Raw genomic sequence first — 14,722 nt, 5'->3', positions numbered from 1 at the left:
ATCCCCCCCTCTAATAGGACAAACCTGCCGGGAAATTCCCTGCAGGTTTGTTTTAATTTCTGTACATTAAATATCGTTCATACCACATATCTACGAAATCTGGTGCGAATGGACCTTTTCTTTGATGAATCCACTGTGTTAAATGTGCTACATTTCGTTTTAAAATTGTATCTATAACAGGTGGATACTGCATAATTTGACTATGTTTTTCATACTCATCTTCATCTAGAAGCGTATATGTCATATCTGGATACACTTTAATATCTAAATCATAATCAATATACTTTAATGCTTCAGAATCATACGCAAAAGGTGAGCTTAAATTGCAATAATAATATACGCCATCCTCCCTAAGCATCCCAATCACATTAAACCAATAGTTAGCATGAAAATAACAAATTGCTGGTTCGCGCGTAATCCATGTTCGACCATCTGATTCTGTAACTACTGTACGATCATTCGCTCCGATCACAAGACTCTGTGTCCCTTTTAAAATTGTTGTTTCTTCCCACATTCTATGAATGGAGCCATTATGTTTATAACTATGTATTTGTACTTTTTCTCCTTCTTTGGGAAATCCCATATATGCTCCCTTCTTTCAACTGCAAATGCCCTTTGAACGGCATTCACTTTTTTTCTATTATAACTTTTTTGTCAAAATTTTAAAACTAAAGGGATAAGACTCTATTTTCCACACTGAATATGCAGGAGGTTTATCGTTGAATACAATAATCCCCAATCTTCTCAGGAAACAAGGATTGGATTGTATTGTATTATTTATAAAGTGAAACTTTAATCAGCCCTCACCAATCGGGCTTTTACGGGCAGCCCGCCCCCCACCTAACTTCTTTGCTTTCGCTGAATTTTGAGGTGGGGGTCTTATTGCCCGGCAAATAGCGGGATAAACGAGGACATGTAATAAAAAAAGCCCTTCTCTATTTGAAGGACTTTTCACCTGAGACAATGATATATCTTATCCTAAATTTGAAATCATTTTTTCAGTTGCAAAAGATTGGATTACACTATTTGTTTGTTCTTCAAATTTCTCATGTAACATCTTCAACGCTACTTCTGTTCTATATATTTCCTGACGGATAAAATGCAGTTCCTTTTTATCGCACATATCTTTTTCATTCATTTCAATTTGTTGATACTTCTCTAGATGTGCTTGTAACTTTAACAACTCATCCATCGTTTCTAATTGCTCCCCTACCAACTTATCAAAATCGTTCATTACTTACCCCCTTTGGACTTATTCATCAGTTATTATTCCTAATTACATATTTCTAATTGTTAACTTCCTTTTCCTTTGACTACATTTGTTGACTTATTAGAAGTTATGTCGTTCATTTTCTTTTCATTACAAAGATCCACACACAAAGAAAACACTTCTCTCGAATTGGAGAAGTGTTTTTCTTTCATTACTCGTTTGAACTAGAAGATTGTGATTGTTTTGCAGCTGACTTAGCATTTTGTTTTTTCACAGCATGCACGTCTGTTTCAGTTGCAAATTCTGTACCATAGCTAGCGTTTGCACTTTGTGCACCAGAAGCTTGTGCTTTCTTTGCTTCTGATTGTGCGTTTGCTTGTTTTACTGCTTGTACATTTGTTTCAGTCGCAAACTCTGTACCATAACTAGCATTTGTACTTTGAATGCTAGCACCAGAAGTTGCCTTGTTATAACCTTGTTGTTTTTTACTCATCTTTCTCACCTCCACAACCAATAATGTAACCAATTCACTTAGAGGCTATCCGTAATTTTATTTTGAATAATTTCCGCATATATCTTTTGTTACTTATTCAAACTATAAGAAATGGAGGTGGAAATATGTATATAGGACGCGATATGACTGAACTAACAATGGTTTCAAAACATGAATGGAAAGAAGATGAATTAGCTTATTTTCATCACTCACTACAACAGATTCTGCCTTATTTAAATGCAGAAGGTCAAAGTATTTACAAAGAAATTGTAGTAGAAATTGAATCAAGAGGCGGCTTACAAGAAGGTGAAGCTAGTTGGACTCATGGGACAAAAATTTCTTACGACTAAAAAAGTGTTCCCTAGATTGGGAACACTTTTTTATTTATTGTATTGTAATTTTCTCCACGCAATTTTCGTAAATAGTACGATGCGATTTCGAAAAAGGTAATTGCTCAAATGCTTCTTTCGATACAAATTTCAATGTATCTGTATCAACAATATTGCCAGTTACCTTTCCATAAAATACAAATATATCCCAAGTACGATGTGTAAACGTATGTTGTACATTCATTGCATATTCATCAATAGAAACCGCGAGTTCAAATTTTTCTTTCATATAATCTATAAGCTGTTCCTTCTGATTTCGAATACCTTCTCCAAGTTCAGCATTAGGAAACTCCCACATATTAGCTAACAAACCTGTACTTGGACGTTTATTAATAACGTAACGACCGTCTTCAGTTTGAAGTACTCCTGCAACAATAGGTACCATTTTAGGAGCTTTCGCTTTACTTTTTACTGGTAATTCTTTTTGAACACCTTCAGCATATCCTCTGCAATGCTCACGTACAGGACAAAGTAAGCACGATGGATTTTTAGGAATACAAATCAGTGCACCTAATTCCATCAATCCCTGATTAAAATAAGATGGGTTTTCTACTGAAATAATTTCACGCACAATCTCTTCAAAAACTTTTCGAGTCTTCGGTTTTGCAATATCATCCCATACTGATAAAATGCGAGATAATACACGCATAACATTTCCATCAACTGCCGGCTCTGGTATACCATATGCAATACTTAAAATAGCACCTTTTGTATATGGTCCGACTCCTTTTAACTTTTCAATTTTCTTTACATCACTTGGTACAACCCCGCCGTATACTTCTTTTACCTCTTTTACTGCCGCATGTAAATTACGTGCTCTAGAATAATATCCTAAACCTTCCCATGCTTTTAATACTTCTTCATCATCTGCGTTCGCTAACGCTTCAAGTGTAGGAAACTTCCCCATAAAATTTGCGTAATATGGTTTTACGGCTTCTACTCTTGTTTGCTGTAACATAATCTCAGAAACCCAAACGCGGTATGGATCTTTATTTTTTCTCCATGGTAAGTCGCGCTGCTCCTCTTCAAACCAACCAATTAAATCATTTTGAAACTGCTCTATATTAAATTTTTTTAGTATTTCAAGTGTCAAACTTGATCCCCCTCATTTTTTTGCATATAAGTACTATTATAAAGATTTTAGGAAAAAATTTAAGTAAGATGACATAGGAAATTGAAGGCAAAGGACTTGAGGTATCGAATAAAAAGAGTTACATTAATAAAAAACGGAGGTGGATTTTTATGGACACAGCCACTCACCTTGTTATGGGTATCACTTTAGGTAGCTTAGCAACATTAGATCCAGCCATAGCACAAAGTGATATTGGCCCACAAGCTGTTATGCTTGCTACAATTGCTGGTTCCAACATTCCTGACATTGACACAGTTTTAAAATTGCGTAATAACGCTAAATATATAAGAAATCATCGCGGAGTTACTCATTCCATTCCCGCGGTAATTCTTTGGTCATTTCTTATAAGTGGCATCTCTTTCGCCTTCTTTTCAGACGCTCCATATCTTCATCTACTACTTTGGTCATTTATTGCAGTCTTCCTTCACGTCTTTGTCGATATTTTTAACGCCTATGGTACACAAGCATTACGGCCTTTCACAAAAAAATGGGTCGCACTCGGCGTGATTAATACATTTGATACCGTAATTTTCTTTATCCATATACTTGCAATTGCTTGCATGCTCGTCGGTTCTCATAAAGGATACACAGCCTTAGCAGCATATATATTAATGATTATTTACTATATCGGACGGGTTATGATGCACCGAAATATAAGAAGCGTTGTACACAAACGTTTCAAAAATGTCGAAAAGATTATCATTTCTCCTTCTTACCGATTTTATCATTATCATTTAGCAGTCGTTACAGCTGATTATTACTACGTTGCGAGATGGCACCGTGGTAACATCATGATATATGACAAATTCGATCGGGTACCGTTCCCAGAAAATGATATTATGCGAGCAGCTAAACAAGATGAAAACATCTCGGCCTTCCTATCTTTCTCTCCTGTATATCGCTGGGATATTTTTGATCATGATCATTATTATGAAGTACGATTCATTGATTTACGGTATCGCAGTAAAGATTATTATCCATTTGTCGCGATTGTTCAGCTCGACCATAATTTAAATATTATTAGTTCCTATACAGGATGGATTTTTAGTGAAGAAAAACTTCGAAAAAAGCTGGAATTACTTCCACATTAAAAAAAGCGACTTAAGTCGCTTTTTTTAATGTTTCAAATGATCTTCTTGATTAATTAAATGGCTATACTTCGGATTATTTGTACGCATTTCATGAAGGCGTACACCATGATTATTAATCCATGATCGTACCACTTGCTCAGTCATTTCCTCACCTTGATAACGCCCTGATTTTGCATAAGTTGTTTGAAAATCTTCCCAAAGTAATTCAACCCACGCACGTGCTTGTCCGTAAGAAAGCTTGTCATTCTTATCTAATAATTCTTTCGTTAATGCTTCATAAATATCATTCATGTTCTAATCTCCTTTTCCCTATTTATCCCTTCATTTCTAAAGGATAGTTTCTTCTGTTTTGCACATTCTATAAGTGATACTTCTTAAAGAGGTATCAACTGATGATGAGGAGGGCGTTCGCAATGGGTAAACAAGCCGAATTTTGGTCTGAGTCAAAAAACAACAGCAAAATCGACGGTCAGCCGAAAGCGAAATCACGCTTCGCTTCGAAGCGACCTAACGGCACAATTAACACGCACCCACAAGAACGTATGCGTGCTGCAAATCAGCAGGAAGAGTAATACAGTTACAACCTAAAAAATTAACTTCCTACACGAGGTGATAAAGATGAGCTACCGTGATCGTTTAGATAGTCGTTCTGAATTATTTAACCATACGTGGACTCGTCCGAAACATGCGAAAGCGCAAGTTAACGGACAGACGCAGCAAACCCAGTCTCTCATTATATTGGCCAACGAATGTAAAAAACGCCAATTTTAGAATCTCCTATCTCCTTTAACGCCTACCAAAGATGAAAACCAGAGAGATATTTGCTCTCTGGTTTTTATTTTTCTTGCAATAAGGAAATTGGTATTCCAATCTCTTCATTATCATTTTGTTTATAACCCCAAGCGAATACCCCATTGAAGTAAGTAATTTTAAATAATATACCAGGTTCTTCTATTAATTCATATGTTTCACCAATATGGAATTTGTTTATATCAGTCATATAAGCGCGAGCCATTGCCATCTTTCTCATTAATACATCGAACTCATTTACAATTCCAAGCTGTTCAGCCTTTATTGCTTGCTCCTTCAAATCCCCAATTTCTTCTCTAAGCTCATGTGGTGTCATTTCACTGTAGCGTTTTGGCATATTCATCTCATTATTCCCCTCATCCCTCTTCACGTTTCATTTGTAAAAATATCTCTATCTCATCAATAGAGAATCCTTTTCGATATAACGCTTGTTTCATCTTGTTTTCAAATGTCCATCCATCATACTTCTTATATTTCTCATAATACTTATTCCCATGATAGTGTAACGCTTCTTGTTGCTTTTCGTCATCTCTTTCGTCTTTCAATTCTTCCAAACAAATTTGAATTACTTCTCTAGAATACCCTTTTCGAACAAGCATCTCATCCAACTTTAGCTTCATTTGTAAAAAAGAATGCTTTTGATAAGATTTTTTTTTCTTTTCTATGAGAAACAAGGCATTCTCAATTTGCTTTTCCTTCGGATATTCTTGTAAACTATGCATAATAATTAAATCCTGAACACCTTTATTTAACAACTCTCTTTTAATAACAGTTGGACCTTTTCGATTCACATTACTTTGCGTTCGCGTATATAAAACCGCGTACTCTTTATCATTAATATATCGGTCATGTAATAATTTCGAAACGACTTCAGAGATGATGGCCTGTCCCACTTCTTTTTTTCGTAAAAAATCTTCTATTTCTTGTTTTGTTCTCATTTGATAGGATAAATAGGAGATTGCTTGTAAATATGCTTTTTGTACCTCTTCATTGTACAAAATATTTCCTAACTCTATTTCATCAATTTCTAAGCCTTTTTGTAATCCATGTTTCATTAAGATTACTTGATCCACACTAAACCCGTACTCTTCACCTTGGCCTTTATCAATATAAATATTAAATCGTTCTTTCGATCGCTTTTGTACTTCTATTTTTGTAATGACAGCCATACTCTCACCTCCCTATTATTTTAACATAGTCGAGGAACATTTTTTCTTTTCAAGAATATATATAATGAGGAGGAAATGATTATGAAAATCGCAATTTCTGGTGGCACTGGTTTTATTGGTAAATACCTCTCTACTTTTTTTATTCAAAAAGGATATATGGTCTACATTCTTACTCGAAAGAAAACTACTAGAACCTCAAACCATAACCTTCAATACGTACACTGGACACCAGATTTATCTACCTTTCCACTCTCCTCTATCGATGTAGTCATTAATCTAGCTGGAGAATCTATCAATAGTAGATGGACAAAAAAACAAAAAGAAACAATATTAAACAGTAGAATTCAAACAACAAAAGGACTTATTCAACAACTACAAGTAATGGAAACAAAACCACATACATTTATTAATGCAAGTGCTATTGGATACTACGGAACATCTGAAATAGAGTCTTTTACTGAGCAACAAGAAACTCCCGGAAATGATTTTTTAGCAGAAACAGTATTTTTATGGGAGCAAGAAGCAGCTAAAGCATGTTCTCTCGGAATAAGAACAATTTACACAAGATTTGGCGTTGTATTAGGTGCAGATGGCGGAGCCTTGCCAAAGATGTTACTTCCCTATCAATTCTATATCGGCGGCACCATTGGTTCTGGGAAGCAATGGTTATCATGGATTCATATAGACGATGTCGTTCGTATGATGGATTTCATCATACACAAAAAAGAAATTGATGGCCCTCTTAATATGACAGCACCAACACCTATAAGAATGAAGGAATTTGGAAAAACCATCGCTGTCGCAACGAGAAAACCACATTGGCTGCCTGTCCCTTCATTTATGCTTCACGCCTTATTAGGTGAGATGAGCATACTTGTACTAGAAGGGCAACATGTATTACCTATTAAAGCAATTAAACATGGATACCAATACACATTTCCGGCAATAGACCATGCATTACAAAATATACTTTCGCATACAATGTAGTACTTCTAAAACAAAATTTTACATGGGCCCTTTTAAAACTTTCATTTTCTAGGATCCGAAGCATTACCATACAAATAACCTTTCAGTTACTTTCCCTTAACTTCCATTAGCATTATAAAGTAACAGAAATGAGGTACCTATGAAAATATTGCTCAAACAAGCCATTGTATACCCTATTACATCTCCAAAGTTTCAAGGCGATGTACTCGTTACAGAAGAGCGAATTACCGAGGTCAAACCTTTTATTCAACCTACTCAAGATATGACCGTTATAGATGCACGGGCACTCCATCTCTTACCTGGCTTTATTGATGTCCATACTCACCTTGGTCTCTATGATGAAGGTACTGGTTGGGCTGGAAATGATGCCAATGAAACATCTGAAGTTTCAACACCACATATTCGTTCTTTAGATGGTATCCACCCTTTCGATATTGCCTTTCAAGACGCTGTGCAAAATGGAATTACAACCGTTCACGTTATGCCTGGTAGTCAAAATATTATCGGGGGTACTACTTGTGTAATAAAAACAGCTGGAACTTGTATTGATCATATGATTATTCAAGAACCTGCTGGTTTAAAGATTGCCTTTGGAGAAAATCCTAAAAAGGTCCATAGTAATGGAACGAAAGAATCCATAACACGTATGGGGATTATGGGGTTACTACGGGAATCATTCTATGAAGCACAACACTACGGGCACGAAGCTGATTTTCGAATGCTTCCTATTTTAAAAGCATTACGTCGTGAAATACCCGTACGTATCCACGCTCACCGAGCAGATGATATTAGTTCTGCGCTACGCTTTGCAACGGAATTCAACCTCGATCTACGTATTGAACATTGTACAGAAGGACACTTTCTTGTTGAAGAGCTTTCGAAACACAATTTGAAGGTTTCAGTTGGTCCCACTCTGACACGCCGTTCTAAAATCGAACTAAAAAACAAGACATGGGATACTTACCATATATTATCCAAAAATGGTGTGGAAGTTTCTATAACGACAGACCATCCTTATACACCCATTCAATATTTAAATATTTGTGCTGCTGTTGCAGTAAGAGAAGGGTTAGATGAGAAAACAGCACTAGAAGGAATCACCATATTCCCAGCGCGAAATTTGCGTTTAGAGGATAGAATTGGAAGTATCGAGGTTGGAAAAGACGCCGATCTCGTGTTATGGACTCATCATCCTTTTCATTATTTAGCCAAGCCTGTACTAACTATGATTGATGGAAAAATAATTTACAAAAAAAATAAAAAAAACTAGTTTATTTTTTTGACTAGATAAAGTATTATACGATTATAAACTGAATGAAACCATAATCAATTTGTGTCGTGATTATCATTTTCAAATTGATGAATGGGGAAGGCAAATGGTGCGCCACCAGCGTTAGAAACTGGTTCTAGTGGGTTCGATTCCCACCCCGAAATTTTTTAAAGATTGATATAAAAATTTCGAGGGTGGGGTGTTTTTTCGTCATGCTACCCTCGTGTGAGGAGGAGTTAGTATGTTGAAAAAACGCGACTTACACGACAGCCACGTTCTATACGAGTTAATGGTGGATCCAGCTGTCTTCCCTTTTGTGCGTCAAAAGGCTTATTCTTATGAAGAATATTTATTCTTAACGAAACAAACAATTGAAGCTGAAGAGCGTGGTGAATTAATTTCACGCACAATTTTAGATGAATGGGGTAACCCCATCGGAACAATTACTTTATTTGATGTGCAAGAAAAAGCTGGGTTTCTCGGGACATGGCTCGGCAAACCATATCATGGAAAAGGCTATAATAAATTAGCAAAAGATTCATTTTTTAGTGAACTTTTCTATGAATTAGATATTGAAACAATCTTCATGCGTATTCGTAAAATAAATATTCGTTCTATTAAAGCTGCAGAAAAACTGCAATATGTAAATCTAGCAAACGAAACAAGAAAAGCCGTATATGATGAAATTAACGCAAACGAAGAAGTATATAACTTATATGAAATTCCAAAAGATCAATACACACTTGCTACAATGCGAGATACAACCTTCCAAGATGCTCATCAATTAAAAGAAGCATAATCTAAATTTTCTGAAATGATAATCAATCATTAACATTTTCCATATGCGTATATCCCCTCATGTCTTTGGAAACGATAAATAGTAACTTTAAGACACGAGGTGATTTGTAATGGATAAAAAGAAACGTGATAAAGCAAAAAATACATTATCTAGTACACAAGAAGTTCTCTATCAACGAGAATTTCAAAAAGCAGATCGTGCAGCAGGATATCGCTCGAAAAGCATTTAAAGTGAAAATGAATAATTAGAAGTTTCCCCCCTAATTATTCATTTTCATTACATAATTTTCTCGACTGATAGAAGTAAGCAAAAAGGACCCTTATACATAAGGGTCCTTTTTGCTGTGGACAACTTTATCCACAAAACCAACGAAATTGTTATTAATTTTCAAAAACATTTAATATTTTTCTATATTAAAGTATATATCAGCTGTTTTAATTGTGGATATTTTTCTAAAAATTGTGGACAATGTGGATATAGTTGTTAATATTCCGACTTTACTGTTTAATGAAAGCGCAATCCTTTTGTGGATAACTAGCTGAATTTTCTTTGAAAATAATAAAGAACCCTCTTTACATATACAAAGAGGGTTTCATATTAAGTAAAAGATTGTGCAAGAGCAGGTGATTTAATAGGTATATGCCGCGGTTCTGCATGATTTTCTGCCAAAATTGCATCTACAATATGACCAGCTGGCTCTGGAAGATAGATGCTTTTCATTGCTTCTTTCATTTGAAGAAGCTTCACATCATCTTGTAATAATGCCTCTGTTTTTGCAAAAACCTCACTATCATCGCGAATGACAACTGCTGCTCCTTTTTTTTCAAAGTACATCGCATTTTCATTTTCTTGTCCTGGAACAGGTTTATATAAAATGACAGGTACTTGCAACGCTGCTGCTTCACTTAATGTTATTCCGCCTGGCTTCGTAATCATACACGAAGTAACTCGGAATAATTCATCAATATTTTCAACATACCCAAACACTTTTAATGCATCGGAATTTTGATTCTGTAAACTTAATAAATCCTGTTTTAAAGCTTCATTTTTCCCACAAACGACAACTACTTGTAAATTAGGCACTGACATAAATGATTGGCATAGTTCTTTTACATTTCCTAATACCCCATGAGCACCTGCTACAATTAGTAAAATCTTTTTATTCTTACATAACTGATATTTATTATATATGATGTCTGGATTTACCTTTAACTCAAAACTACTCCGAATTGGAATTCCTGTTTCAACAATTTGTTCCGCAGGTACACCGATATCAACCATCAATTCTTTCACGTGATCCGTTGCAACAAAATAACGATCTACTTCTCGATGAATCCATATTTTGTGCACGCAAAAATCAGTTAATACGTTATAGACAGGAATTGAAATCCCTGTTTGTTTCTTCAATTCTGGTACAGCGATAATTGGAAATGTATTAATTACAATATCTGGTTTCTCCACCTGTAACAGTGTTTTCAAACGTTTTCTTCCAAAGTTCGCATACCAAGATGCTATTTTCTTATCATAAATTTTTTCTACCCCGTAATAAAACAAACGATATAATTCTTTTCCTATTGTATAACTTTTTAAATATAAATATTTTGTAATGTCAGTTATAAATGGATGTGATTCTCCAAACAAGTCGCATACAATAACATCTTCAATTCCTTTTTGGCGAAATGTTTGTTCTAATGTTTTTGCTACTTGCACATGACCATTACCGTAATGTGCAGTTAATATTAAAACCTTGGGGTTTTTTATCAAACAAATCCACTCCTAGCTTTTTGTTTCTCCATATTGCATATACGACAATAGGAAAAACATTTTCCTTAAAAATTACATAAACAGATTCTAATAATTCCCTTTTCAGCTATGTACCTGTCGTGGATATGCAAAGCATATAAGATTGACCCCTTAATCCTATCTGTGCTCATATCTTTACATTATACTTTCCTATAAGAGCTTTCGCAATAACTTACAAATGTTCTCTATTCCATGATACTCACTCTTTTACTTCTTAATTCTTTTTACTATTTTGATTTCCCTTTACAATTATGTAAATTTCTCCACTTATTCCGTACAAAATTATGGATATTCTACTTTCAGTATACTCTTTTATCAATATATACTCTAGATTTTATTGTAAAGAAAGCAAAAAGCCTAATCCAATATTTGGATTAGACCGCTTGTAAAATATGTTTAGCATGTTCTACATTTTTCTCAGTAGGTGGTTCTACATTTGCGAGTGGATACTTATGTCCAAGCGCCTCCCATTTATATACACCAAGCTTGTGATATGGTAACACTTCAACTTTTTGAACATTAGACAGACTTTGAATAAAGCTAGATAGTTTTTGTAGATCCTCTTCATTATCCGTAACACCAGGAACTAATACGTGTCGTACCCAAATCGGTTTATCCTTATTCGATAAATAACGAGCGAATTGTAAAATATGTTCATTTGGTTTCCCTGTTAATTTACGATGCTTTTTGGAATCGATATGTTTCAAATCCAATAAAACTAAATCTGTATAATCCATTAAAATATCTAGCTTACTTTGGAATTCTGGTTCCTCAGAATAACAACCACCAGAAGAGTCGATTGTTGTATGGATACCAGCCTCTTTACACTTTTTAAACAACTCAATTAAAAAGTCTAGCTGTAATAATGGCTCTCCACCGCTAACTGTTATACCGCCTCCGGAGGCTTCAATAAATGGAAGATAACATGTCACATCCTGCATCACTTCTTCAACTGTTATTTCTTTACCTTTACCGATTTCCCAAGTATCAGCATTATGACAATATTGACAACGTAATAAACACCCTTGTGTAAATATGACATAACGAATCCCTGGGCCATCAACAGTACCACAAGACTCTACAGAATGTATTCTTCCTTTTACCATGTTACTTCCTCCTTTATTGAAACAGCCTCCCTTCGCTATATATTAAGAGCGAAGGGACACTTTTTTCATTTACATGCTTTCATGCATTGTACGGTTAATTACATCAATTTGTTGTTCACGAGTTAATTTAATAAAGTTTACAGCGTAACCAGATACGCGAATTGTTAATTGTGGATATTTCTCAGGATGTTCCATTGCATCCATTAATGTTTCACGATTAAATACGTTAATATTTAAGTGATGGCCTTCTTTTACTGCATAGCCATCAAGCATAGATACTAAGTTACGTACTTGTACATCATCTTCTTTACCAAGTGCTTTTGGAATAATAGAGAATGTATTAGAAATACCATCTTGTGCATCTTCATATGGTAATTTAGCTACAGATAATAATGAAGCTAATGCACCTTTTGTATCACGTCCGTGCATTGGATTTGCACCTGGTGCAAATGGTTCTCCAGTACGGCGTCCATCTGGAGTGTTACCAGTTTTCTTACCGTATACAACGTTAGATGTAATAGTTAAAATTGACATTGTATGAACGGAATTACGATATGTTTTATGTTTACGAAGTTTATTCATAAATGTTTTCACGAGATTTACAGCGATTTCATCTACACGATCATCATTGTTACCGTATTTAGGGAAGTCTCCTTCAATTTCGAAGTCCACTGCAATACCGTTTTCATCACGGATTGGTTTTACTTGTGCGTATTTAATTGCACTTAATGAGTCTGCTACTACAGATAGACCCGCGATACCTGTTGCCATTGTACGAAGAACATTCGTATCATGAAGTGCCATTTCAATACGTTCATAGCTATATTTATCATGCATGTAATGGATAACATTTAGTGTGTTTAAATATAGACCCGCTAACCATTCCATTGTCATATCAAACTTATGCATAACTTCTTCGTAATTTAATACTTCAGAAGTAATTGGTGCGTACTCAGGACCAACTTGTGCTTTTGATTTTTCATCTTTACCACCGTTAATCGCATATAATAATGCTTTCGCTAAGTTTGCACGAGCTCCGAAGAACTGCATTTGCTTACCGATTCTCATTGCAGATACACAACAAGCAATTCCGTAATCATCGCCGTAATCAGCACGCATAATGTCATCATTTTCATATTGAATTGCTGATGTTTTGATGGACATTTTCGCACAGTAGTTTTTAAAGTTCTCTGGTAATTGTTTAGACCAAAGAACTGTTAAATTCGGTTCTGGAGCTGGTCCTAAATTATCTAATGTATGCAAGAAACGGAATGAGTTCTTTGTTACTAATGGACGACCATCTAATGCAATACCACCGATAGATTCAGTTACCCAAGTTGGGTCACCAGAGAATAATTCATTATAATCAGGTGTTCTTGCGAATTTCACAAGACGTAATTTCATAATGAAGTGATCTACAATTTCTTGTACTTCTTCTTCTGTTAAAGTACCATTTGCTAAATCTCTTTCAATGTAAATATCTAAGAATGTAGAAGTACGTCCAAGACTCATTGCAGCTCCGTTTTGCTCTTTAATCGCCGCAAGATATGCGAAGTATAACCATTGGAACGCTTCTTGTGCATTTGTTGCTGGTTTAGAAATATCGAAACCATGAGAAGCAGCCATTTGTTTTAGTTCTTGAAGTGCACGCATTTGCTCAGATAATTCTTCGCGTAAACGCATTGTATCTTCGCTCATTACACCGCCAGTTAAATTTAAATCAGCTTTTTTCGCTTCAATTAAATGATCAATACCATATAATGCTACGCGTCGATAGTCACCGATAATGCGTCCACGACCGTATGCATCTGGAAGACCAGTAATAACGCCTGATTTACGTGCATTTCTCATTTCTGGTGTATATGCATCGAATACACCTTGGTTATGAGTTTTTCTCCAATCTCTAAAAATACGACTAAGTTCTTTGTCCATTTCGTATCCATAAGATTCACAAGCTTGCTCCGCCATACGAATACCACCATATGGTTGTAAAGAACGTTTAAATGGTTTATCAGTTTGGAAACCGACTACCTTTTCAATATCTTTATTTAAGTATCCTGGGTCATGTGATGTAATAGAAGAAACAATTTTTGTATCCATATCAAGAACGCCACCGTTTTCACGTTCTTTTGTTGTTAAATCCATTACTTGATCCCAAAGTTGTTTCGTTGCTTCAGTTGCTTCTGCTAAGAAAGATTCGTCTCCTTCGAAAACGTTTACATTATTTAAAATGAAATCGCGAACATCAATCTCTGCTTTCCATTTTTCACCTTTAAAGTTTTCCCATGCGTTTTTAACATTTTCTAATACTTGAGTCATCCTAATCTCCTCCATTTTTGATTAGTACAGGACTAAGATTTTTTATATAACAGCTTACACACTTAGAATACTACTTTTTTAAGAAAGTGAACGAAATAGTTGTGACATGTTTGTGAAAAGTTGAGCAAACCACTATATATATAG

At 35.2% G+C, this 14,722-nt stretch carries 18 protein-coding genes; 8 read left to right on the top strand and 10 right to left on the bottom strand.

From position 1 onward, the window contains the following. Positions 1-52: 52 nt before the first annotated feature. From ntdP to BCG9842_RS02470, 3 genes are all read right to left on the bottom strand, one after another. Entirely contained in the window at positions 53-583 is a 531-nt protein-coding gene (gene ntdP, locus BCG9842_RS02480) for a nucleoside tri-diphosphate phosphatase (RefSeq protein ID WP_000506625.1), read from the bottom strand. Between the two features lie 390 nt (positions 584-973). Then, positions 974-1,234, bottom strand: coding sequence for a YgaB family protein (locus BCG9842_RS02475; protein ID WP_000997574.1), 261 nt, complete (start codon positions 1,232-1,234; stop codon positions 974-976). A 187-nt stretch (positions 1,235-1,421) separates the two neighbouring features. Continuing rightward, positions 1,422-1,703, bottom strand: a complete 282-nt coding sequence (locus BCG9842_RS02470; protein WP_000039034.1) for a gamma-type small acid-soluble spore protein — start codon at positions 1,701-1,703, stop codon at positions 1,422-1,424. A gap of 125 nt (positions 1,704-1,828) precedes the next feature. Between BCG9842_RS02470 and BCG9842_RS02465 the strand changes: the two genes are divergently transcribed. Continuing rightward, positions 1,829-2,053: a hypothetical protein gene (locus BCG9842_RS02465; RefSeq protein ID WP_000275441.1), complete on the top strand. Its 225-nt coding sequence runs from the start codon at positions 1,829-1,831 to the stop codon at positions 2,051-2,053. Between the two features lie 34 nt (positions 2,054-2,087). On the opposite strand, the gene mutY is transcribed toward BCG9842_RS02465, so the two are convergent. Next, positions 2,088-3,185, bottom strand: coding sequence for an A/G-specific adenine glycosylase (gene mutY, locus BCG9842_RS02460; RefSeq protein WP_000171380.1), 1,098 nt, complete (start codon positions 3,183-3,185; stop codon positions 2,088-2,090). A gap of 149 nt (positions 3,186-3,334) precedes the next feature. Here mutY and BCG9842_RS02455 point away from each other — a divergent pair, with 149 nt between their 5' ends. Next, entirely contained in the window at positions 3,335-4,315 is a 981-nt protein-coding gene (locus BCG9842_RS02455) for a metal-dependent hydrolase (protein WP_000379114.1), read from the top strand. Positions 4,316-4,339: 24 nt separating this feature from the next. Here the strand turns inward: BCG9842_RS02455 and BCG9842_RS02450 are convergent, their stop codons facing one another. Next, positions 4,340-4,606, bottom strand: coding sequence for a YfhJ family protein (locus BCG9842_RS02450; RefSeq protein WP_000998159.1), 267 nt, complete (start codon positions 4,604-4,606; stop codon positions 4,340-4,342). A gap of 122 nt (positions 4,607-4,728) precedes the next feature. Here BCG9842_RS02450 and BCG9842_RS02445 point away from each other — a divergent pair, with 122 nt between their 5' ends. After that, complete coding sequence (locus BCG9842_RS02445; RefSeq protein ID WP_000517891.1) at positions 4,729-4,887, top strand: small, acid-soluble spore protein K; 159 nt, start codon at positions 4,729-4,731, stop codon at positions 4,885-4,887. Between the two features lie 46 nt (positions 4,888-4,933). After that, the gene (locus BCG9842_RS02440; RefSeq protein ID WP_000122093.1) at positions 4,934-5,086 is read left to right on the top strand and encodes a YpzG family protein; all 153 of its coding nucleotides are present in this window, start codon (positions 4,934-4,936) and stop codon (positions 5,084-5,086) included. Positions 5,087-5,150: 64 nt separating this feature from the next. Here the strand turns inward: BCG9842_RS02440 and BCG9842_RS02435 are convergent, their stop codons facing one another. After that, entirely contained in the window at positions 5,151-5,468 is a 318-nt protein-coding gene (locus BCG9842_RS02435) for a YfhH family protein (RefSeq protein ID WP_001057028.1), read from the bottom strand. A gap of 13 nt (positions 5,469-5,481) precedes the next feature. Beyond that, positions 5,482-6,294: a recombination regulator RecX gene (recX, locus tag BCG9842_RS02430; protein WP_000268512.1), complete on the bottom strand. Its 813-nt coding sequence runs from the start codon at positions 6,292-6,294 to the stop codon at positions 5,482-5,484. 81 nt (positions 6,295-6,375) lie between these two features. On the opposite strand from recX, the gene BCG9842_RS02425 reads away from it, so the two are divergent. The 4 genes from BCG9842_RS02425 (at position 6,376) to BCG9842_RS02410 (ending at position 9,579) form a co-directional block, all read left to right on the top strand. Beyond that, the gene (locus BCG9842_RS02425) at positions 6,376-7,281 is read left to right on the top strand and encodes a TIGR01777 family oxidoreductase (RefSeq protein WP_000684387.1); all 906 of its coding nucleotides are present in this window, start codon (positions 6,376-6,378) and stop codon (positions 7,279-7,281) included. 139 nt (positions 7,282-7,420) lie between these two features. Further along, positions 7,421-8,551 (top strand): amidohydrolase, encoded by a 1,131-nt coding sequence (locus BCG9842_RS02420; protein WP_000698293.1) that lies wholly within the window; start codon positions 7,421-7,423, stop codon positions 8,549-8,551. 241 nt (positions 8,552-8,792) lie between these two features. Further along, the gene (locus BCG9842_RS02415) at positions 8,793-9,350 is read left to right on the top strand and encodes a GNAT family N-acetyltransferase (protein ID WP_000914737.1); all 558 of its coding nucleotides are present in this window, start codon (positions 8,793-8,795) and stop codon (positions 9,348-9,350) included. Positions 9,351-9,459: 109 nt separating this feature from the next. After that, positions 9,460-9,579, top strand: a complete 120-nt coding sequence (locus BCG9842_RS02410; protein ID WP_000358482.1) for a YfhE family protein — start codon at positions 9,460-9,462, stop codon at positions 9,577-9,579. A gap of 368 nt (positions 9,580-9,947) precedes the next feature. On the opposite strand, the gene BCG9842_RS02405 is transcribed toward BCG9842_RS02410, so the two are convergent. The 3 genes from BCG9842_RS02405 to pflB all read right to left on the bottom strand — a co-directional run bounded on the left by BCG9842_RS02405 (position 9,948) and on the right by pflB (position 14,578). After that, positions 9,948-11,114 (bottom strand): diglucosyl diacylglycerol synthase, encoded by a 1,167-nt coding sequence (locus BCG9842_RS02405; protein WP_000594686.1) that lies wholly within the window; start codon positions 11,112-11,114, stop codon positions 9,948-9,950. A gap of 413 nt (positions 11,115-11,527) precedes the next feature. Continuing rightward, on the bottom strand, positions 11,528-12,259 hold the full coding sequence (pflA, locus tag BCG9842_RS02400) for a pyruvate formate-lyase-activating protein (protein WP_000238468.1): 732 nt from the start codon (positions 12,257-12,259) through the stop codon (positions 11,528-11,530). Positions 12,260-12,328: 69 nt separating this feature from the next. After that, positions 12,329-14,578 (bottom strand): formate C-acetyltransferase, encoded by a 2,250-nt coding sequence (gene pflB / locus BCG9842_RS02395; protein WP_000195467.1) that lies wholly within the window; start codon positions 14,576-14,578, stop codon positions 12,329-12,331. Between the last annotated feature and the right edge of the window lie 144 nt (positions 14,579-14,722).

This window comes from Bacillus cereus G9842 (assembly GCF_000021305.1).
In the GTDB taxonomy this organism is placed as follows: Bacteria; Bacillota; Bacilli; order Bacillales; family Bacillaceae_G; genus Bacillus_A; species Bacillus_A thuringiensis_S.
Note: the sequence above shows the minus strand (reverse complement) of the source record. Positions and strands in the feature narration are given on the sequence as shown.